This window comes from Kangiella taiwanensis, from assembly GCF_020005165.1.
Lineage (GTDB): Bacteria > Pseudomonadota > Gammaproteobacteria > Enterobacterales > Kangiellaceae > Kangiella > Kangiella taiwanensis.
Genome location: NZ_JAHCLT010000003.1, coordinates 29,305 through 51,189, shown reverse-complemented (window position 1 = coordinate 51,189; position 21,885 = coordinate 29,305). Strand labels below are relative to the sequence as shown.

At 43.1% G+C, this 21,885-nt stretch carries 21 protein-coding genes and 1 tRNA gene; 9 read left to right on the top strand and 13 right to left on the bottom strand.

From position 1 onward, the window contains the following. The first annotated feature begins 68 nt into the window (after positions 1-68). Complete coding sequence (fdxA, locus tag KFK88_RS09475) at positions 69-392, top strand: ferredoxin FdxA (protein ID WP_046561234.1); 324 nt, start codon at positions 69-71, stop codon at positions 390-392. Positions 393-453: 61 nt separating this feature from the next. On the opposite strand, the gene arsJ is transcribed toward fdxA, so the two are convergent. The 6 genes from arsJ to KFK88_RS09445 form a co-directional block, all read right to left on the bottom strand. Continuing rightward, a complete protein-coding gene (gene arsJ / locus KFK88_RS09470; RefSeq protein WP_223578951.1) occupies positions 454-1,701 on the bottom strand; it encodes an organoarsenical effux MFS transporter ArsJ in 1,248 nt (415 codons plus the stop codon). 5 nt (positions 1,702-1,706) lie between these two features. Beyond that, on the bottom strand, positions 1,707-2,726 hold the full coding sequence (locus tag KFK88_RS09465; protein WP_223578948.1) for an ArsJ-associated glyceraldehyde-3-phosphate dehydrogenase: 1,020 nt from the start codon (positions 2,724-2,726) through the stop codon (positions 1,707-1,709). 34 nt (positions 2,727-2,760) lie between these two features. Then, complete coding sequence (locus KFK88_RS09460) at positions 2,761-3,099, bottom strand: metalloregulator ArsR/SmtB family transcription factor (RefSeq protein ID WP_223578946.1); 339 nt, start codon at positions 3,097-3,099, stop codon at positions 2,761-2,763. Positions 3,100-3,292: 193 nt separating this feature from the next. Further along, positions 3,293-5,446 carry an amidohydrolase family protein gene (locus tag KFK88_RS09455; RefSeq protein WP_223578945.1) on the bottom strand — a complete coding sequence of 718 codons (2,154 nt, stop codon included), beginning with the start codon at positions 5,444-5,446 and terminating at the stop codon, positions 3,293-3,295. Between the two features lie 146 nt (positions 5,447-5,592). Next, entirely contained in the window at positions 5,593-6,366 is a 774-nt protein-coding gene (locus KFK88_RS09450; protein WP_223578943.1) for a DUF2884 family protein, read from the bottom strand. A 174-nt stretch (positions 6,367-6,540) separates the two neighbouring features. Next, positions 6,541-6,825, bottom strand: a complete 285-nt coding sequence (locus KFK88_RS09445) for a DUF4404 family protein (RefSeq protein ID WP_223578941.1) — start codon at positions 6,823-6,825, stop codon at positions 6,541-6,543. Positions 6,826-6,961: 136 nt separating this feature from the next. Between KFK88_RS09445 and KFK88_RS09440 the strand changes: the two genes are divergently transcribed. Beyond that, positions 6,962-8,725 (top strand): hypothetical protein, encoded by a 1,764-nt coding sequence (locus KFK88_RS09440; RefSeq protein WP_223578939.1) that lies wholly within the window; start codon positions 6,962-6,964, stop codon positions 8,723-8,725. 88 nt (positions 8,726-8,813) lie between these two features. On the opposite strand, the gene megL is transcribed toward KFK88_RS09440, so the two are convergent. Together megL and KFK88_RS09430 are read right to left on the bottom strand one after the other, a co-directional pair. Continuing rightward, positions 8,814-10,028 carry a methionine gamma-lyase gene (gene megL / locus KFK88_RS09435; protein WP_223578937.1) on the bottom strand — a complete coding sequence of 405 codons (1,215 nt, stop codon included), beginning with the start codon at positions 10,026-10,028 and terminating at the stop codon, positions 8,814-8,816. Between the two features lie 30 nt (positions 10,029-10,058). Then, on the bottom strand, positions 10,059-10,541 hold the full coding sequence (locus KFK88_RS09430) for an Lrp/AsnC family transcriptional regulator (protein ID WP_223578935.1): 483 nt from the start codon (positions 10,539-10,541) through the stop codon (positions 10,059-10,061). Positions 10,542-10,723: 182 nt separating this feature from the next. Here KFK88_RS09430 and KFK88_RS09425 point away from each other — a divergent pair, with 182 nt between their 5' ends. Continuing rightward, entirely contained in the window at positions 10,724-11,407 is a 684-nt protein-coding gene (locus KFK88_RS09425; protein WP_223578931.1) for an alpha/beta fold hydrolase, read from the top strand. Here the strand turns inward: KFK88_RS09425 and KFK88_RS09420 are convergent. The 3 genes from KFK88_RS09420 to KFK88_RS09410 all read right to left on the bottom strand — a co-directional run bounded on the left by KFK88_RS09420 (position 11,404) and on the right by KFK88_RS09410 (position 14,501). After that, positions 11,404-11,796 carry an ACT domain-containing protein gene (locus KFK88_RS09420; RefSeq protein ID WP_223578928.1) on the bottom strand — a complete coding sequence of 131 codons (393 nt, stop codon included), beginning with the start codon at positions 11,794-11,796 and terminating at the stop codon, positions 11,404-11,406. The two genes, KFK88_RS09425 and KFK88_RS09420, sit on opposite strands and share 4 nt — an antisense overlap. A gap of 90 nt (positions 11,797-11,886) precedes the next feature. Further along, positions 11,887-13,956 (bottom strand): S9 family peptidase, encoded by a 2,070-nt coding sequence (locus KFK88_RS09415; protein WP_223578925.1) that lies wholly within the window; start codon positions 13,954-13,956, stop codon positions 11,887-11,889. 281 nt (positions 13,957-14,237) lie between these two features. Next, positions 14,238-14,501, bottom strand: a complete 264-nt coding sequence (locus KFK88_RS09410; RefSeq protein WP_223578922.1) for a chorismate mutase — start codon at positions 14,499-14,501, stop codon at positions 14,238-14,240. A 95-nt stretch (positions 14,502-14,596) separates the two neighbouring features. Here KFK88_RS09410 and cmoA point away from each other — a divergent pair, with 95 nt between their 5' ends. From cmoA to KFK88_RS09390, 4 genes are all read left to right on the top strand, one after another. Next, the gene (cmoA, locus tag KFK88_RS09405; RefSeq protein WP_223578919.1) at positions 14,597-15,325 is read left to right on the top strand and encodes a carboxy-S-adenosyl-L-methionine synthase CmoA; all 729 of its coding nucleotides are present in this window, start codon (positions 14,597-14,599) and stop codon (positions 15,323-15,325) included. Positions 15,326-15,336: 11 nt separating this feature from the next. After that, positions 15,337-16,332 (top strand): tRNA 5-methoxyuridine(34)/uridine 5-oxyacetic acid(34) synthase CmoB, encoded by a 996-nt coding sequence (gene cmoB / locus KFK88_RS09400; protein ID WP_223578916.1) that lies wholly within the window; start codon positions 15,337-15,339, stop codon positions 16,330-16,332. Positions 16,333-16,336: 4 nt separating this feature from the next. After that, positions 16,337-17,011, top strand: a complete 675-nt coding sequence (locus KFK88_RS09395) for a pseudouridine synthase (protein WP_223578914.1) — start codon at positions 16,337-16,339, stop codon at positions 17,009-17,011. 286 nt (positions 17,012-17,297) lie between these two features. After that, positions 17,298-17,374: transfer RNA gene (locus KFK88_RS09390), tRNA-Arg, on the top strand. A 1-nt stretch (position 17,375) separates the two neighbouring features. Here the strand turns inward: KFK88_RS09390 and KFK88_RS09385 are convergent. Further along, on the bottom strand, positions 17,376-17,855 hold the full coding sequence (locus KFK88_RS09385; protein ID WP_223578911.1) for a DUF2489 domain-containing protein: 480 nt from the start codon (positions 17,853-17,855) through the stop codon (positions 17,376-17,378). A gap of 319 nt (positions 17,856-18,174) precedes the next feature. Here KFK88_RS09385 and pheA point away from each other — a divergent pair, with 319 nt between their 5' ends. Then, entirely contained in the window at positions 18,175-19,392 is a 1,218-nt protein-coding gene (gene pheA / locus KFK88_RS09380; protein WP_223578909.1) for a prephenate dehydratase, read from the top strand. Between the two features lie 11 nt (positions 19,393-19,403). Continuing rightward, on the top strand, positions 19,404-20,432 hold the full coding sequence (locus tag KFK88_RS09375) for a 3-deoxy-7-phosphoheptulonate synthase (RefSeq protein ID WP_223578906.1): 1,029 nt from the start codon (positions 19,404-19,406) through the stop codon (positions 20,430-20,432). A 44-nt stretch (positions 20,433-20,476) separates the two neighbouring features. On the opposite strand, the gene KFK88_RS09370 is transcribed toward KFK88_RS09375, so the two are convergent. Beyond that, positions 20,477-21,871, bottom strand: coding sequence for an amidohydrolase family protein (locus KFK88_RS09370; protein ID WP_223578903.1), 1,395 nt, complete (start codon positions 21,869-21,871; stop codon positions 20,477-20,479). Between the last annotated feature and the right edge of the window lie 14 nt (positions 21,872-21,885).

The following is a 21,885-nucleotide window of genomic DNA, read 5'->3' as shown; positions in this document are numbered from 1 at the left end:
ACAGGCAATCACCCCAGTAAATTAGCGATAGTGAATTAGCCGAAAGAATTGCAATTTAGGAGACATTCATGGCGTTCGTAGTAACCGAAAACTGCATTAAATGTAAATACACTGACTGTGTTGAAGTCTGTCCTGTGGACTGCTTTTACGAAGGTCCTAACTTTCTGGTAATTAACCCAGACGAGTGTATTGACTGCGCATTATGCGAGCCTGAGTGCCCTGCCGAAGCTATTTTCGAAGAAGACGAAGTGCCAGAAGGTATGGAGCACTTTGTCGAGCTTAACGCCGAACTTTCTGAAGAATGGCCAAATATCACTGAACAAAAAGATCCGCTACCAGACGCCGCTGAGTGGGATGGTAAAGAAGGCAAGTTCGAGCTTTTAGAAAAATAATTCAAACGTATAATAAACAAAAGCCCTCACAAAGAGGGCTTTTTTGTATTTACAGATTTTCCTAAGTCTTGAGGCTAGCAGGCTTAGGGATCAACAATGACAAAACCGCTGCGGCAATAACAAACGCCGTAGAAATCACTAGGCACATGGCAAGTCCATAAGCTTGGTACACCCAGCCTGAGAGCACAGTGCCGATCAAACGTCCCATGGCATTTGCCATATAGTAAAAGCCCACATCTAACGACACGCCATCGTCCGATGCCATGTGCACAATTAAAAAACTGTGCAAAGAAGAATTGATGGCAAAAATTACGCCAAACACTAATAGTCCGACGAGCAATGAGACTTGTGGCGAAAGATCAAAATACAAGGCAGCGGCAATAAAAGCAGGAACCGAGGCAAGAATCATCGCCCATGAAAACGCAGTGCTTCCTGTAGGGGCTTCACTTGATTTTCTGTCTGTGATTTTAGGGGCTAATGTTTGGATAAAACCATAGCCGATGACCCAGAGGGCTAAAAATCCACCCACAAAAGTATGCGGCCAGTTGAATTGGCTGGATAAATATACCGGCAGAGCGACTACAAACCAGACATCTCGCGCACCAAACAAGAACATGCGTGCTGCCGATAAATAGTTAATTGCCGCGCTCTTTGAGAATATTTGTGAAAACTTAGGTTTTGCTTTGCTCCGCCCTAAGTCTTGCTTGAGTTTGATGAGACTAAATACCCACACAGCTAGCAGCATTAATGCCATAAATAAAATCGCACCTTGGAAACCAAGGACAGCTAGCAACAAGCCTCCCATAAAGAAGCCCACGCCTTTTAAGGTGTTTTTAGAACCGGTTAACAGCGCGACCCAACGGTAAAGCTTTCCATCCTCACCTTTGGCTACCAGACTTTTAATAGCGCTTTTGGCACTCATCTTATTCAAATCTTTGGCGATACCAGACACAGCCTGAGCCGACATAACTAACGGTACTGTTAACAAAGCTGCAGGGACTAACAACATTCCTAGCGCTAGGATTTGCAACAAAAGGCCAATGTTCATGGTCTTGTTGAGACCAAGTCGAGCACCTAACCAGCCACCCACAAGATTGGTCACAACACCAAAAAACTCGTAAAACAAAAACAGCATGGCGATTTGCAAAGGGCTGTAACCAAGCTGGTGGAAGTGCAGCACCACCAGCATACGCAAAGCGCCATCGGTCAGCGTGAAGGCCCAGTAATTACCTGTCACTATCATGTACTGACGTACTTCTGGCGACAGGCTTTGAAGTTTGCTTGAGGGCTGGTTCGAGGATTGATTCATGGCGGCTAGATACCTTGGTCAATCACCATCATCGCCAACTCGGCTGTACGGTTGGCATAGCCCCACTCATTGTCATACCACAAGTACAACTTAACCTGGGTTCCATTGACGACCATGGTTGATAAGGCATCAACAATCGATGAGCGTGGGTCAGTTTTGTAATCTATCGATACTAGAGGACGCTCTTCATAACCTAGAATATCTTTTAACTCACCTTCTGCTGCTTGCTTAAACAGCGCATTCACTTCTTCTTCTGTGGTTGCTTTTTCTACCTCAAATACACAGTCCGTAATCGAGGCGTTGGCTAATGGCACACGTACCGCATGGCCATTCAACTTACCTTTCAACTCAGGAAAAATATGCGTAATCGCTGTAGCCGATCCAGTGGTTGTCGGAATCAAACTCATGCCGCAAGCTCTGGCGCGGCGTAAATCTTTATGCGCCGAGTCCAAAATAACCTGAGTATTAGTAATGTCATGAATCGTCGTCATGCTACCGTGTTTAATGCCCAAGTTTTCATGAATCACTTTAACTGCTGGCGCTAGGCAGTTTGTGGTGCAAGAAGCCGCCGTGATGATCGGGTATGTCTCTTTGTCGTACAAATCATGGTTCACGCCCATGACCACATTTAATACGCCCTCTTCTTTTACTGGCGCGGTAACCACTACTTTTTTGACGCCCTGTTCAAGATACGCCTTTAGGGTGTCTTGTGATTTAAACTTGCCAGAAGCTTCAATGACTAAATCGCAGCACGACCAATCAGTATCTTCGATTGAGCGGTTCTGACTAAAGGACACTTCAGACTCCCCAATAACAATTGCGCCGTTGTTTTCTTCGGCATTAAACTTCCAACGACCATGGACAGAATCGAAGTTGAGCAAGTGCGCAAATGTTTTAGCATCGCCTGCTGGATCGTTGATATGGCATATGCTGATGGCATCATTAACAAATCCAGCTTCATAAAGCGCGCGCATGGTCAGTCTTCCCATACGCCCAAAACCATTAATACCAACTTTAATAGGCATTATTCATCTCCAATTAAATAAAGTTTTAAGGTGATCAGTCGCAACAATTCGGACGATCACACATGGCTGATAAATTTTGTAAATACGGCTGAATGGCATCTTTTTGTGCATCAAGCGTCGTTTTGAGCACCTTCATCGACCACTCAGGCAAATCTTCGTTTAACCGATAGTACACCCACTGGCTTTGCCTACGTGTATTTAACACTGACATATTCTTTAGCTGTGCCAAATGTCGAGAGACTTTCGGTTGTGACTCATCTATAGCTTCAGTCAATTCGCACACGCAAAGTTCTTTTTCGTGCAGGATCAATAAAATAGTCTTAAGCCTTGTTTCGTCGCTAAGGCATTTAAAAAACTGGTTTGGGTTGATCATCTTCGTCTCCCTGAGCTCGTTTAGCAGCAATCGATAACATCATGCGAATATACGCATAACCATATATTAAATTGAAGATGATGTAAACCCTATTGGACTCCATACTTGCTTATTAAGGAAAAATGGTAACGGCTGGATCAAATAAAAAACCCGCAGACTATAGTGCCTGCAGGTTTTAAGTGGTGTTTAGTGATTAAAAATCGATAGACTGGGTGAACGGCTTAACACCAATTGTTTGATAAATCTCATCTGGCTTATAGATGCGTTGCTCTTTGATCACCAGAGCAATTTGACGTAAGTGGCTAATATCTTCAAGCGGGTTGCCATCGACAAAAACCAAATCAGCTTGCTTCCCTTCGCTGATAGAACCAACGTTCTCTGCGTTACCGACAACGTCTGCTGAACCAATAGTCGCAAGCTTCAATACATCAGCATTGTAGATTCCCGCGTCAGCATACAGTTCTAATTCACGATGCAAGGTAAAACCAGCAATGGCGTCCGTACCTGGCACAATCGGCACACCGTTTTCATGCAGCTTCTTAACCATGGCTGACATCGCTTTAATCGACTTGTCATAGTCATCGCGTAGTTCTGGCGTAATGTCCATGACTGGCCTGACGTACCCTCTCGACACATTGATGGGCAAGTGGTCGTAAATAGGTTTAATTTCAGGATCAATCACACCGCCTTTACGGAACAAGCTGTTAAATGTTGAAACCGTTGGATCAACTTCAATGCCCTTCTCGGCAAGTTTAGCTACAAAGTCATTGACCTCCTTGCTGTTTAGATCAAGCTCGTGAGCTTTCTCACCCACAATCGAAAAACGTAAACGTTTACGAGTATCAATGTTCTTTCCTAAGAAGTTTAGGAAGATCATATTAATGTGTTGAATTTCATCAAACCCTGCGTCAACGGCCTCTTCAGCGGTCATGAAGGCAGGAATATGGCCACTTAGGCGTAGACCTTTGCTGTGAACGTGCTCGGCCAAAGGCTTAACCCATTCAGGTTCCATTGAGCTGTATGTTTTAATCTGGATATAACCACGCTCTGCATACCAGTCGACGCCATTCTTAGCATCTTCTAACGAATCGACCGTTTGTCCCATTTTCATGGCGTAAGGACTTTCACGATCCATAAAGCCTGCTCGATAGACATCGCCACCGATGATTTCTGCGTCTTCAGCCAGTCGTTCAACGGCAACAATATTGTCATGCGTATTGCCCATGTCACGAACGTTGGTGACACCCGCAGGAATATTCAGCAGACCGTCTGATTTTGATAAGTGACCATGCATATCCCACAAACCTGGAATCAGCGTTTTACCTTTTGCATCAACCACCGTGTACTCATCAGAAGCCTCAACTGTACCCGCGTCGACAATTTTATTAATTTTGCCATCAACCACGACAAGAGTTTTGCCTTCAACCAGTTGCCCAGCTTCTACATCTACGTAGTTCGCGTTAATCACCAAGATTGGTTTTTCAGAAACATAGGTCAGTTTTTTCGACAGGTCTTCTAGATATTGGTTATCCGCTTCTTTTTGTATGGCCTGTAATTTTTCTAGGTTGTCACGACCCCAGCCATCAGCGATAACGCCAAACCAGCCGCCGCTATCCGAAGCAAAGAAATTGTTGTCTTCGTCATACCAACTAAAGTCCGGTGTAAAGCCTAAGCCCACAACACCGAGCAAGCGAACCGTTTTCTGTTCTTCGCCTTTAGTCAGTGTAACGCTATCAAGCTCAATTAGCGACGCATTACCGCTGGGTAGCAACTCAATGCTATTATCGTCATCTTCTAACAAAGCTTTTACAAGATAGTTCGATGAGACGCCGGTACTGTCGCTAGGGATATAAAACTTGCTTTGTTCCGCGCTCGCATTGCCCTGTTCATTCAAGCTTTTCCACTCGGCTTTGCCGTCACTCATGCTGAATGATTCTTTGATTGGAGCGCCGAATGCTGAAGTACCCGAGACTTCTTGACTGATCACATAACCATCTTCACCTAAGACTATTGTCTCATCAATATTAACCCGACGATTATTCCAACCTAACTCAAGATTTGATTTGACCACATTTCCTTCTTGCTCAATGGTCACTTTACCCGCGGTGTCTTCTTTATTGTAGATATTAAAGACCATCGGAGGCTCAACTGGCTTTTTCTCTTGGCTACTGGAGTCCTTGTTAACTTTAGGTTGGGTGCTTTGTGATGCAGCCGTTTGATTCACCGACTCTACTGCCGCTTTTGCTGAGCCCTCTTCTGAACTTTTTTGTTCACTCGAGTCACAGCCCGTAATGGCTAAAGATATGCTAAGCGCAATAGCAGATAGACTTAATTGCTTTAATGACATAATCGTTCCCTTGCGTTTTATTTGCAGTACAGCTTATAACCACTCCTTTCAGCTGTCTATAGCCTGCTTATTAAAATAAGTGACCGGTTATCAATAAAAGACCAGCCATGAACAAGCACGGCTGGTTAACCTTGTCGTTGAAAAGATTACTTGGTAATCAATTGATAAGAATCAAATTTATCAAATGCTTTAACCAGTTGTGTTTCCGTATGATCAATCCGCTCGACGAGGTCGCACAGCTTTTCGGCCTGTAACTCTAACTGCTCCGCGCGACGCTCCATCTTCTCTTCAAGGTCTTTACCGAAAGTTTCCATGCGCTTTTCAAAAGCTTTAACCTTTTCTTCGTTACCACTCATCGCAGCAGCAATCATCTCGCCAACATTGTTTTCCATAAACTCGGTAACGGCAGTTTCAATCAAGGATTCAAACTCAGCCTCGAAGTCCGAGCTTTCGACATAATCAACCACCGCTTCAGGACGAAGGTGTGTGTTACTAATATGTTGCTTCAACTCTGCTGAAATCGTCTCAACACGAGCCACGAACTCTTCGGCTTTATCAGGGTTATCATGAAGTAATGCAGCGGTAACGCTACCCACAGCCTCTATCGCTATCGCGCTTGCCTCTTCGGCTACGCCTGATGCTAACGGCAACAGTTCGCGAACCTTCTGGTTGTATTCTTCTAACAATTCTAACTGGTCTGGTGATAACAGTTGCTTTTGACCATCAAGAAAAAGCTCTGATGAAGAAGTGATGAGGACTTTTTCTTGGTCTTTGCTTGTAAAACTTAAACCTTTGTCTTGTATCTCAATATTGTAGGCAAAATCTGCATCACAGGTCATATCGTTATCATGTGCAGATACGGATGCAGCTGATAGCGATAACGCAACAGCGAGAGTAATCGATTTAATGGGTGCTAACATAGTGTTCTCCTTAAGTCATAATCGTTTTAATTGGCAACAGCTGTGCTGTGCACATACTTTTAGATTAAGGATTTACATCAAAAGGTTTAGCAAATTAATGTTCGAAAAGGCTGTTTAGGGTAACAAAATGTAAACAGTCTAGTACTTTTTGGAAGGAAATGTTCTATTTTTCAGCTAGATACCAATGTTGCTTAAACTGTTCGAAATACGTCGAATAAAGCTGCTTAGCGATGGATATTCACGTTCAAAGTTGTATAAACGCTCTTGAAAACGCTCGATCAAGTACTCTTCTGGGTTCTCTTCAGCGTCTTGTTGAAACAATTTCGACTCGATGATTAGCTCCAACTTCGCTAGAGCCAAAGTATCCTCTTTGCTCAGTGTTTCTCGGCCATCTAGCTCAGTTATTAACTGCTCTGCAAGGGCCTTAAGTTTAGAGTTCTCTATATCTGAATGACTCATATTTATTACCTCTGAAACATTTTTTTACCCATTCTATGTGATAGACACATAAATTTCATTGGTCTAAACAGTATCATGACATATAATTTCCCACGGGTCAGTAGATCCGATAACACAACGATACAGAAGGACTATTATGAAAAAATTACTCATTGTTATTGTGATAGCAATTGCTATTGCGGCAGGGATTTACTTCTTTAAGGGAGGGAAAGTTGGCGGGCTGAGCATTGGTAGCTCATTACCTTCAGATAATCCTGTTCTTGAATACGTTCCAGCAGACACAGTCTTCTTTGCGGGAAGCGTCGAACCTTTAGATTTTGCTAAAACTCTAGAAATGAGCAGTAAAATGGGCTTCGATTACTCAGCAATGATGAGCGCTGGTTTTGATGACCTAAAATCTGATTTAGGCGATGCTCCCGACGCTGCGAAAGTATTAGTTAGCATTTATGGTGACTATTTAAAAGCTGTTAACAAGAAATCGGTTAAAGAGCTAGGTTTACGCAGTGAACTTAACATGGCTGTTTATACGGTTGGCGCATTGCCAGTTATCCGTATAGAGCTAGACGGTACTGACGCTTTCTCAAATGCTATTGCTAAGATCGAAGCTGATCAAGGCGTAACAGCTACTGTTAATACTGTAAACGGTGTTGAATATCGCGAGTACAGCTTGGACGATGGTTATGATGAAGTTCCAATGACTCTTGTTATTGCTACTCATGATAACCAAGCGGTTGTTACTATCAATACTGAGTTGGATGACGCTAAAGACTTACAACGTACTTTGTCTGAAAAACCAACAACTAACATTCTTGATGGCGGCGTTCTAAACGAGCTGGCGTCTGATAACGGTTACTTAGGTTACTCAATCTTCTTACTAGATAATCTTGCGATTGTTGACGGTATTACAAAGCCAAGCGCAAATGCATTTGGTAAAAGCTTACAAGAGCTGATGACGGCTTATGGCGCCGGTAACGAAATGCAGGATATTCAAACACCAGCATGTAACACTGAACTAACCGGCCTAACTAAGAACTGGCCTATGCTTTCAGCAGGTTACACTGAGTTTGATGACAGCAATGCTAGCTACAAAATGGTTCTTAAAGGCGGTAATGCTGACCTACTAGAAACTTTAGGCAAACTTCGTGGCCACATTTCAGACAACGTCTCTAACGATGACTATGTCATGAGCTTTGGTCTTGGTTTCGATATGGATCAAGTAGTTCCTGTTATTACCACTGTTTGGGAAAGTTTGACCAAAGAAGACTTCTCTTGCCCTCCTCTAGTTGAGATGCAAGACGGCCTTCGTCAATCAAACCCAATGATGCTTGGCATGATGTCTGGCATGGTTGCGGGTATTAAAGGTGTTGGCTTTAGCGTTGTAGAAATGAACGAGAACGCGCTTGCAAACATGGAACGCAACCCAATGGCCTTCATGCAAGACAGCCAATTGTTAATCACTGTAACCGCTGAGAAGCCACAAAACCTTCTTCAATCATTAGGCATGTACGCTCCAGAACTTGCTCAAATGAAGCTTGAAGATGGCGGCGAGCCTCAAGTGCTTCCTGCAGGCGTTGGTGCAGAAACTAAAATCGCACTTCGCGGCCACGACTTAGTATTGATGATGGGTCAAACTGATAACTTAATCAGTAAAGTTGAAAGCAATAACAGCTTAGACAAAAACGGCCTAATCACTTTCTCAATGGACTTTAAAAAGTACATGAGCTTACTTGAAGCAACGATGGAATCTGCATCGGCTAACGCTTATGGTAGCGAGAAAGAAATGCTTGAAGAACAAAAAGAAGTGTTCTCTGAGTTGAAAAAAGCTGATGGTCTTATCAAAGGTAGCTTTGATATCACAGACCAAGGCATTGTTACGGACAGCTCGTATCAAGCAAAGTAATACAGCTTTATACCAACCGTAAAAAAGCCCAGCATCCGCTGGGCTTTTCTTTTAGGCTGTTAAATTGTTTGACTAAGGGCTTAAATAATTAAGCAACTCTAATCTTCATCTTTTGCAGTGCTTGGTCTAAATCTGCAATGATGTCTTCAGGATGCTCTAATCCTACAGAAATTCGAATTAATGTTTCGCTGATACCTGCTTCACTACGCTCTTCTGGCGTGTACGTTGAATGCGTCATTGATGCTGGGTGTTGAATCAAAGTTTCAGCATCGCCAAGACTCACTGCAATGTGACAAAGTTCTAGATGATTCATAAAACGAACAGCATCATCAAATCCGCCAGCAGCCTCAAACGCAATGATGCCTCCTGCACGCTTCATCTGTGTACCAATTAAGTGATTCGCGGGATGGTTTTTTAACCCAGGGTAATACACCTGTTCGATGTCACCATGACCTTCTAAATAATCAGCGACCTTTTCTGCGTTATCACAGTGACGCTCAACTCGGACCGATAAAGTCTTTAAACCGCGAGTGATCAGCCACGCATCATTCGGGCTCATTGTGGCGCCCATATCTTTCTGGGTGGTCATTTTGATATGACCAATCTGCTCTGCAGAACCACACACAATACCGCCAATGACGTCGCCATGACCATTTAAGTATTTCGTAGCGCTATGGATGATCAAATCCATTCCGTAATCGCTAGGCTGCTGTAGGACTGGCGACATGAAAGTGTTATCCATAATCGTCAACAAGCTGTGTTTTTTTGCAATAGTACCAATCATCTCCATATCGACACAGACCAAATTCGGGTTGATCGGCGTTTCAAAGTAGATCAGTTTCGTGTTGTCTTTGATTGCTTCTTCAACTTCTTTTTCATCAGTAATATCAACAAACGTCACCTCAATACCGAAATCAGCAAACTTATGATTAATTAGCGCAAAACTACAACCGTATAGTGCAGATGAAGCGACCAAATGATCGCCTTGCTTTAAGTTAGCCAGTAATGTGGCTGACACCGCCCCCATACCAGAGCCAAACGCTGCCGCATCTTCAGTATTCTCAAGCGCTGCCATCTTTTGCTCAAGTTCACGCACCGTTGGGTTACCTAAACGACTATAGATGTAGCCCTGCTCTTCGCCCGCAAAGCGATTAGAGCCTTGCTGGACATCGTCAAAAATAAACGTTGAGGTTTGATGGATCGGGGTTGCTAATGAGCCAAAACTCGGGTCTCCAATGCGACCCGCGTGAATCGCTCGCGTTTCAAGATGATTAAAATGCTGTGGTTTGTTGGACGACTTCATAACTTCACTACCTAGGGTTATTGTAGAAAGTTATTCCTCCAGTTTTATGGCCGTTGTGGTCTTAACCTCTTTCACAACCAAACTGGTGTGAATCCGAGCAATACCATCTAGCGGTATCATTTTCTGAGAAATAAAACTTTCTAGTGCCTGAGTATTTCGTACCGCCACTTTCAATAGATAATCATATTCGCCAGTGACGTTATGACACTCCAATACTTCAGGCCATGAATTTACAGTCGCTAAAATACTTTGGATTTGTTCTACACTGTGAAGCTGGAGGTTAAATTCGACAAAGCATAAGTTGTCAAAACCGAGTCGATGCCGATCGACCAGCGCAGCGTATTGTCGAATGATGCCTTCTTGCTCTAGCCGCTTAACCCTTGCGTGCGTCGCTGGAGGAGATAAATTTACCCTTTTAGCTAATTCGGCATTACTCAAGCGACCTTCAGTTTGTAAAACATTGAGTATCTTCCGATCCAAAGCATCTAGCTTTACTGATGACGATTCTACCACCCAAACCTCCTTTGGCTGAATATAGTTAACCCAATTAAAGCAAAATAAATATATTCAATCATAAAAACAATCTTTTGACGAATATTATTCGACAGGCAATCAATTTCTGCTATCTTTGACGAATATAATCAAGCTGATACACTGAAGTCTGACCAGATAGCAATTGAGTATCACAGAAAACATTGAAAAAAGAAGCAGTTATACTGATTCATGGAATGGGGCGAAGTCGTCGCTCAATGAAAAAATTAGAGCGTTACTTAAGGCATAAAGGGTACGTCACTTATAATCGTAGCTACCCTTCTACAGTAGCTAATGTCGAGCGCTCAGCGGTCCACTATATCAATTCAGCGCTAGCCAATATTTCCCGTGATGAAATTTCTAAAATTCACTTTGTTACCCACAGCCTTGGTGGTTTGTTGGTTCGTTACTACCTGACACACCATAAGATTAAACAGGTGGGTCGTATCGTCATGTTAGCGCCCCCAAATAATGGTTCAGAGGTTGCCGAACGTTATAGAGATCACTTTTGGTATCGCTGGATGACTGGCGCTCCCGGCCAGCAGTTGCATAAAAATGATAACCCCTTACTGAATAAGCTTAGACCTCTTGAAGCTGAAGTTGGCGTTATTGCAGGTACACGCTCGTCTGACCCTTGGTTTAACCACGTTTTCAAAGGAGAGCACGATGGTAAGGTTTCTGTAAATGACACTAAGTTATCTGAAATGAAGGATTTAATTACTGTCGACCATGGTCACACATTCATCATGAACAAGCGTAAAGTGAAACGTCATATCGTCAACTTTCTTGCGCACGGCGACTTTTACCGCTCTCAACAACGAAAACACCTGTATGACCTAGAGAACTAGCGCGATGATTTACTTAACTCACGTATTGCGGCTAGAGCTTTCAATGCATCTTTAGACGGCACAAAAACATGATCGTGATGATAGGCTGCAACGACATTTGCGCTAATATTAGCTTTCGTCAGCACCTCAGATACAGCAGCCGTTAACCCCACAGCCTCAAGACTCGAAAGCACATTTAACGTTATACAACGAAAATGCCCTTCGTAAGCTAACTCAAAGAGTTCAGCCTGCTGTCTCGTGCATATCAGGCTAAGCCCTTCTTCTTCTTGAAAAATCGACAATACCTCTATATCTAAGGGCAACTCTTGCACACTGCAGAATACATAGTCATCGTCTAGTAATTCGGGATTAAGATCTGATAACAGTTTATTGAGATTCTTGATTGCCATACGACTCCATCAACCCTGAAATGAAAAAGCCCCACAATCATACCTCAGTAGGCTAGATTGCAGGGCTTAACTTAGAGACTACCGTTGCCGTTAGTCGTCTTTTTCTTCAGACTTTTTATCTGAATTGATTTTTTCCAATGTTTTCTCATGCTCTAGGTCGTAAGCTGGTGGCTCGCCGCCATCACCTTTCAAGTAGTGATCCATCCAACGCACAAGACGCAATGAATAATCATACTGTCCTGCAGCTTTACGGTTACCGTGACCTTCACCTGGATACAAGACCAAACGCACAGGAGCTTGTCCTAGGGTTTTCACATAGCGGTACAACTCCATCGATTGTGATGGGTGCACACGCGTATCGGAGTCACCGTGCATGATCAATAAAGGGGTTCTAGCATTTTTCACATGATAAATCGGACTTGTTTCGAGCATCCACTGATAGTCGTCCCAAGGCCAAGCTCTAGCGTGTACCGCGTGCATTTCGTTAGGAATGTCCGTTGTACCGAACTTAGACAGCTGATTCGAAATACCCACAAACATAACCGCTGCAGCATAATGCTCAGACAGTTTTGTTGCTGACCAAGCTGTAGCGTAACCGCCATATGAGCCGCCGGTGATACCAACTTTACCACTATCGACCATACCTTTTTCGACTAGAGCCAATTTACCATCAAGAATATCGGTAAACTCAGGATCAGCGTAAGCATGCTGGTCTAAACGTGCAAATTCATCACCACGTCCTGTGCTACCACGGTAGTTTGGAATAAAGGCGAAGTAGCCTTTGGCTGCAACCGCTTGAATCGGATCGGCATAACGCGTATTCCAGCCATTTGAGCGATGAGCTTCTGGGCCACCGTGAATAAACGCAATCATTGGGTAGCGCTTGCCCTTTTTGTAATTCAGCGGATAAACAAGAACGCCTTGAATTTTCAGCCCATCACGCGCTTCATATTCGAAACCTTCTTGCTTGGCTAATGCAACATCGTCTAACCAAGGGTTAGAGTTGGTTAGACGCTGCATGCCTGCGCCAGTAACGGCAAACAACTCTCGTGGATGCTTCGCTGTATCCGCAAGAACATAAACAGCACCATTGTCAGCTACTGAAAGGCTACGCTGAATGCCATTACCATAATCAACCAAAGGCATTGCAGCGATACGACGCTTAACGGCAGCTTTGACAACACGACTTTCTAAGCCTTTGTGCTCAATATAAATCAAGTCATCATTGTGCCACTCAACATCCATGACATGGCTGTTATCGTTAGTCACACGCTTAGAAACGGTTTCGTCATCGACGTTCGCGATATACAAAGCACCAGCCGTTGGGTCGTTATAATCATTCGCACCGATAAACGCGATGTTCTCACCATCGGTTGACCAAACAGCTTTGCCTTGCTTGCCTTCAGTTTTAAACTTAGCAACAACATCACCATCTAAATCAATGACTTGAAGAGTTTTCTTCATGTAGATGTCATCAATCAATGGCGTTGGCGATACTTGCACTAGAAGCTGATCGCTAACCGGACTGAATTTAGCGCTGATCACGCTACCTTCGATATCAATAGCCTGTGGCTTGGCTTCCTCGTCGTTTAAGTCATAAAGCCATGCTTGAACATTCTTGATGTCTTCTTCGTAGACATTGGCTTGAAAGCCTTTTTGAACTAAAGCTTCTTTATGTTCTGGAGCGCCTTCTTTAGCGATAAATACTAACTTATCACCAGCACTATTCAGACTGTAACTTAGGATATTATTATTAGTGCTAACAACTTTTTGCGACTCACCACCATCTACAGGAATGCTGTAAACACCGGCGAATGTGTCGTCATTGCGCATTGCTATGTAATAAATATGCTTGCTGTCTTTTGACCATCGAATGGAGCCTATATTGACTTTACCAGTAATAAAAGGCTTAGCTTCAGCACCAATTGGTTTCACATACAATTCTGACCAAGCTGTGCCGTCATCGTCGATATACGGCTTGCGCTTATTGCTCTTGGTATAAGCAACCCATTGGCCGTCTGGTGACACTTTCGCTGAGCCAACAGACTCAATTTTAGCGATATCTTCTAACGTTAAGCCTTTGTTTTCAGCAGCTTGGCTTGGCATTGAGCCCATAGCGCCGAACAAAGACAACCCCATGAAAAATAGTATTTTTTTCATACAATTACTCTGCTTTTTGGATTTAAGTTAGCATAGTAAAAAATGTGAAACAGGTCTAGTTGGGTTTGAGACTTAGATGAACTTTTATGGGTTTACAATGTTACAAACTGTTACAATTGCCATATGGCAAAATAGATTTGCGTGAATTACAGTACACCCTGAACACGACGGTTAACTACCCCCTAACTGTGTGTTCGCATCTCAAAATATCTCCTTCTCATTTTGAGACGCACTATTTAGCCCCCTTTTTGGGGGCTTTTTTATATCTGACTAACGGCCTATCACTTTTTTAGCTGCATCCTTACACACGCATCAAATATTGGACGATAGATCGCCTCCAACTCCTGCCGTGTAAAATGATTACCATGACGCTGATGAAGTGCAATGATAATGGCCTCTTCTCTTTCGGGAATGCGGGCAGACAAGCCCTGCTCTTGCTTTAAAGACATTAAGGATTGAACAAGCTCTGCCCTCTTTTCTATCAGCTGCACGAGCGCCTCATCAACCTCATCAATACTCCCTCTAATCGTTTCAAGCGACGTCATATCCACCCTTCTGCTGAATAAATCATGGTAACCTATTCTTATTATAGTAGAATTACGCCCATCGTGTTAAACCAACTACAGAGCAAGACAAGCCTATGAGCAAAAAGGATAATATTTACGCCAATCAACTTGAACAAGTTGAATCCTTTAGCTTTGACCAAAAAGTTGTCGAAGTCTTTCCTGACATGATCAAGCGTTCAGTTCCAGGTTATACGGCAATCATTGATGGTATTGGCCAATTAGCAAAGAAATATGTCCAGCCTACCAGCAATGTTTATGACTTAGGCTGCTCTTTAGGCGCTGCAACCTTATCGATCAGACAGGCTGTGAATAAGGAGAGTTGCACGGTATTAGCAATAGATAACTCCTCAGCTATGATTGAGCGGTGCCGCTTGATTCAGTCAGGTTATAACTTTGATATGCCAGTAGATGTTATTGAGGCTGATATTAATGATATCGAATTTGAAAACGCCAGCTTTGTGGTCCTTAACTTTACTTTACAGTTTCTACCAAGAGGCCAGCGGCAGCAGCTGATCAATAAAATCTACCAAGGTCTCAATACTGGCGGCGCATTAGTGCTGTCTGAAAAGCTAACCATGGGTTCGGAGCAACTCGACGCAAATATCATTGATGTGCATCATGACTTTAAAAAACTCAATGGATACAGCGACATGGAAATCGCACAAAAACGTGCGGCGTTAGAAAACGTGTTGATACCTGATACCCGTGAGCAACATTATCAGCGTTTTAAAGAGGCTGGCTTTACTCAGTTCGACACTTGGTTCCAACACTACAATTTCGCATCATTCATCGCCGTTAAATAAGCAGATTTACTATGTTTAGTTTCAACGATACTTACAATGCTTTAAATAATACTCGACTACATCCTTGGGTTGAGCAATTTAAAGATGCTGTGCATAAACGTATGGCCGACTACACCCACGGTAATATTTCTCAATGGGTCCAACTACTGAAAGATTTGCCAGAGATTACACCCGATGAGATTAATATCACTGATAAGGTATCAATCGGCAGTCGGGGCCAACTTAGCGATGGTGAGTTTTCCAAATTAGAGCAACTATTAAAACAGTTTCACCCTTGGCGTAAAGGGCCCTATCATCTGTTTGGTCAACATATTGATACAGAGTGGCGTTCAGACTGGAAGTGGGACCGTATAAAAAATCATATCAGCCCATTGGAAGACCGAATTGTTCTTGATGTAGGTTGTGGCAATGGTTATCACTGTTGGCGCATGGCCGCTCAAAACCCTAAGTTAGTGTTAGGTATCGACCCCTCGCAATTATTTTTAATGCAATTTGCTATCATGCAAAAATATTTATCAGACTATCCCGTACACTATCTACCCGTCGGGCTTGAATATCTGCCTCAGAATATGGGTAAACAGGGTTTTGACACTATTTTTTCGATGGGCGTTCTTTACCACCGTCGTTCTCCTATTGATCATATTATTCACCTTAGGAATTTACTAAAACCTGGCGGAGAGCTGGTGTTAGAAACCCTGGTGATTGATGGCGATGATGATCAGTGCCTTATTCCTAAAGATCGTTACGCACAAATGAATAACGTTTGGTTCTTACCAACAACGGGCATGCTGAAAAACTGGATGCGCAAGTGTGGATTAGAAGATGTGCAAATCGCAAATGTATCTACAACCAGCACCGAAGAACAAAGAGCAACCGACTGGATGACCTTTCAATCTTTAGAAGATTACTTAGATCCTCAGGATAAAAGCCTAACCATTGAAGGCTACCCAGCGCCTAAACGCGCCTTCATGATTGCGCAGAAACCGCTCCACAAAAACAAGACATAACACGATGAGCCACAAAGATTACCACGTTGTCCCATTCTGTCCTGCACCAGTCAGAATTATAAAACCAAACAAGCATTTCTTGTTTGTGGCGAAGCCTGCTGGATTATTAACCATCCCAGGTCGTCATGAAGAAAATAAAGACTGTCTCATCACACGCTTACAGCAACATCCAAAATCGCAAACTGCCACTGTCGTCCACCGCTTGGATATGGCCACATCAGGCATCATGATTATCGCGCTAAGCAAAATGGCTCACCGAGAAATCAGCCGACAATTCGAACACCGTGAAACACATAAACATTACATTGCCGTGGTAGACGGTATCGTAGAAGACGATAATGGCGTTATCGACTTACCTATGATTGCAGACTGGCCAAATCGCCCAAAACAAAAAATTGACTTTGAAGACGGTAAAAAAGCGATCACCGAGTGGCATGTCCTTGACAGAGATACCAGCAACAAGCGAACGCGACTGAAGCTAACACCAGTCACTGGGCGCAGCCACCAACTCAGACTACACTGCTTAGAGCTCGGCCACCCTATTTTAGGCTGTAATTTATACTCCAAAAACGGCTCAGAACACAAAGCCTCTCGACTCTTATTACACGCCGAGTCGCTTACAATCAAAGATCCAAAGACAGGAAAGCTTGTTACAGCTCAAGCGCCTTGCGCTTTTTAACTTGATTAAAAAACCAAGACTTGTCAGAATACCGCCGACTTAGTTGGTCATCCGTAGTTGGGTCTGCCCCGCTTTCAAAGAAAGCAAGGGTACAGTTGGATTTGGAGCGAAGCTCCAACAAGGTTCATCGGTTAAGAGTGAACTTACTGGTGAGCACTGAATATAATATGCACCCGTAGCTGGCCCCGCTTTCGAAGAAAGCAAGGGTACAGTTGGGTTTGGAGCGAAGCTCCAACAAGGATCATCGGTTATGAGTGAACTTACTGGTGAACACTGAAAAAAATATGCACCCGTAGCTCAGTTGGATAGAGCGTCGCCCTCCGGAGGCGAAGGCCGCAGGTTCGACTCCTGCCGGGTGCGCCATTTACTGAGACTTAAGTAGCTCAGACTTAGCCTTAAAGTGCTCAACTGTATTATCAACAACAGCCTTTATTTCGGCCTGATACTCCTGCTCGATCAGCATCATATCTCTAGTGAACTTCATTTGCTGTCGCTTCTCTAAATCAGTCCAAGCTTGATGAGTCGGGATATGAGCGGTTTTATCGTAAACAGTGTAATAAACCTCGAATGGTTTCCTTTCTTCTTCGCTTAAACGCAACTGATCAATCAAAACTTTTAAACGAACACATCCTTCAATAGTTGGGCACTGTTCTTGCTGCATGGCTTTTGATATATCCACAATACTCTCAACGACCGAAATCATCTGGTCCTGCCGTTTCTTAGCTAACGCCGCATGTGCAATTTTTTGTTGGGCTTTCTGCTTTCTCAGCTTTAATAGTAAATAACCTGCATATATGATGAGAACAAGTGTTATTAAAGATGCTACGTAGTAAAAGATTATCATGTATCCACTCTAGGATTTGATTGATGTCATCAGATGTCGTTAGGATACAGTTATTCAAAACACTTTTACAGCACCTAGATGTTGGCATCTGTTCATAGGTTTGATATAACCAAATAGACATTGACTTATTTTTAACAATAACGCTATTATCAGAGACATGAACATTCAAGCACAGCAATATTATTTTTACTTTTTTACTCCAAAGTCACCGGGAGGAGCTGTGTTTGCCTAGAAAAAAGTAAAACGAACAACACAAAAACCTCCCCACTGGGAGGTTTTTTTTTGCCTAAAATTATTTTTGAATCAACGGGATAGAACAATGATTGAACAACACACTATAGCTACAGAAGGCGCACAAGGACTGGATAACCTTCGTCAGTCAATAGGCCGACTTGACGAAGAGTTGCTAAAAGTCTTTGCTGAGCGCCGTAAACTCAGTCTAGCCGTCGCCGCCAACAAACTGGCAGCGAATCGAAAAGTAAGAGATCAAGCCCAGGAAAAAAACCTACTGAGCAACTTAACTGCGAAAGGTAAAGATCTTGGTATCGATCCCTGTGTCACCCTTAGCTTATTTCATAATATTATCGAGGACTCTGTTCGTAGCCAGTATGATTTTTTCTTAGAAAACACTAACCCTGAGGATTTAGCCCCCTTAAAATTGGCTGTGCTTGGTGAGCCAGATTCCTATAGCCATATTGCAGCCCAACAGCACTTCTCTACCAAGAAACGTCGGTTTAATCCTGAGCATTGCCCAAGCTTCCTATCTATTTTCAAGGCAATCGAATCTGGAGATGCTGACTTGGGTATCGTCCCTATCGAAAATACCACGGCAGGCAACATCACAGAAGTTTATGATCTGCTACTACAGTATCAGCTTAAAATCGTTGGAGAAGAAAAGCTCAAGGTCAAACATTGTCTTGTAGCGACCAAAGGCGCAACCATCAGTGATATAAAAGATGTGTACTCACACCCACAAGCTATCGCTCAGTGTAAAAGCTTCTTTAACCAGCACCCCACAATTAATAGTCACTTTCGTAGTAGCACCAGCTCTGCGCTAAAGCTCGTTGCTGAATACCAAAATCCAAGCATTGCAGCTATCGCTAGCGAACAAGCAGCAGAAAACTCAGGACTCGAAGTACTCAGCTACGGTATCAATAACTACCAAGAAAATTACACTCGGTTCCTATTTGTTGCTAAAAAAGATATTGATGTGCCTAGCGCCATTCCGGCGAAAACCACTATAACGTTGCAAACACCACAAAAGCCGGGCGCCCTTCTCGATTGTTTGCAGGTATTTAAAAATCACGGTATCAATATGACTAAACTTGAGTCTCGCCCTATCCCAACGAAACCATGGCAGGAACTGTTCTATATTGATTTTGAAGGTAATGCTTCCGATCTGATTATTGAAAAGGCCATCAGCGAACTTAAGCACTTGGCTTCAGAAGTAACGGTACTGGGCAGCTATCCAATGCATGATATTTTGGCGACTAAACTTGATCGTCATGCGTTAAGCAATCAATTCAATGCACTTTAAGGGTTACTACCATGTCTTCAAAAAATAACACTATCAACAATACCAATATTAACCGCCTCGATCTGTTACTAACTCCAGAGGCACTCAAGATTAAAATCCCTTTGACTGAAAAAGCCGCTAATACAGTCATCAAAGGCCGTAACACGATTCAAGATATTTTAGACGGTAGGGATAATCGAACATTAATTATTGCAGGACCTTGCTCAATTCACGATTTGGAAAGCGCCAAAGAGTACGCACAACGGTTAAAGAAACTCCATGATGAACTATCAGACAAGTTGTACATTGTTATGCGCACCTATTTTGAAAAACCAAGAACCAATGTGGGCTGGAAGGGTTTAATCAACGACCCAAACCTTGACGGCACAAATGATATGAATCTTGGTCTAACAAAAGGACGGGAGTTACTGGCATGGATCGCAGAGTTAGGCTTGCCTACTGCCACTGAAGCATTAGATCCGGTAACCCCACAATATATTGCTGATTTGATTAGCTGGTCAGCTATCGGTGCTAGAACCACAGAGTCACAAACACACCGAGAAATGGCTTCAGGATTATCGATGCCTGTTGGATTCAAGAACAGTACCGATGGTTCATTGACTGCTGCGGTCAACGCCATTATAAGCGCACAATCACCACATACCTTTATTGGTATTGATAACGGTGGGAATACTGCACTCTTACATACCAATGGAAACCCTTACTCACATATCATTTTACGCGGTGGTAAAACGCCTAACTATGATAAGCAAAGCGTGACCCAGTGCATCTCGAATTTAGAAAAAGCTAACATAACACCTCGTATTATTATTGACGCAAGCCATGGCAACTCAAGTAAAGACTTCACTAAACAGCCGGGGGTTGCTAAAGATGTTATCAAGCAAATAAAAGATGGCAACTCAAGCATTAAAGGGATCATGCTGGAAAGCCATCTCGTTGAAGGCAATCAAAAACTGTCCAACAACATGGTTTATGGACAATCCATTACTGATAGCTGCATCAGCTGGGAGACCACAGAAAGTTTATTAAGAGAGCTATAAAAAAGGCCGGGAGTCCCGGCCTATTCTACATCATGGATTAATTTTTAACTTTGCGGATATTGGCGTGTTAGATTTTCTTCCTTTGGAATACCATTCTGTTTATAAATGGTGCCGCCTTTAACAACAAGATCGACATGTTGCAAAAGATTGATGTATTTCAAAGCATCACCTTTAACCGCAATGATATCTGCGTACTTGCCAGGAACAATCGTTCCTATGTCTTTGTCAACGCCCATGAACTTTGCAGGCCAATAGGTAGCCGCCTGAATAGCTTCCATCACTGGAACATCAAAGACATCTACCCATACTTGTAGCTCATGCCATGTGGATTGACAATGAAACTTCATCGGTATACCGCTATCAGTACCGACCAATAAAATAGCACCAGAGTTGCGTAATTGATTAAACTTTGTTTTTAATGTTGGCTTACGTTTTGGTGTTAACTGCATGTAGTCAAGTCGCTCTGGATGTTGTATCGACTGTTCAATATCGGCAACGGTCTCTTTTGTTAAGCCACGTTTCCAGCACTGATTATCCAACTCCTCAGAATTCTTACGTGTGTATTCGTAGTTCCAAAGTCCCTCAACGGTTGGTGTCCAATATAGTGGTCCACCACTGATACGCCCTTTAGCCGTTCTTTCCTTCAACATTTCCATAATGTCATCAGGATATTCTGGCGCTGTAGTTAATCCAGTATGCTCGAAGTTATCAACACCAATCTTTAAGCCGATACGGATCTCATCAGGCTTGTGAGAATGGCCTACTACCTTCATACTTTGCTTATGAGCTTCATCCACAATTGCTTTGGCATGGGACAGCGGCATGACGTCGTGATCAATCAACTTAACAACATCCATTCCGGCTTCTTTTAACTGACGAACTTTCTTTCTGGCATCTCGCTCGCTAGAAACACCCCAGCGGAAAGCTTCTGTTCCAGGGTAAGGTTGGTGTTGCAGAAATGGACCTGACATAAACATTCTAGGTCCACTTAGTTCTCCAGAAGCAATACGTTCTTTAATCGATTTTGACTCATCAAGCGGAGCTCCTAAATCACGCGCACTTGTAACCCCAGCCAACAAGAGTTGCTCAGCTGATGCGGGCATGATTTCACTGCCAAGCTTGTCGATATAAGCTTTGTCCCAGTAAGCGTAGTCTGAATGGCCATTAATCATCAGGTGGACATGCATATCCCACAACCCAGGCAATACCGTCATTCCTTCTGTAGAAATCGTTTCATAACCATCAGGTACGGCTAAGCTCTGCTCAGTACCAACAGCAACAATTCGTTCGTCCTTAACTAGGATCACACTGTCATGGATGACATTGCCACCCGTGCCATCGACCAGAGTACCACCCACAAAAGCTTTTAAAGCTGATGCGCCTGCAACATTAGGTAGCCATAAACCAACGATAACTGCTAATAAATATTTAATTTTCATTATCACCTCTTTGA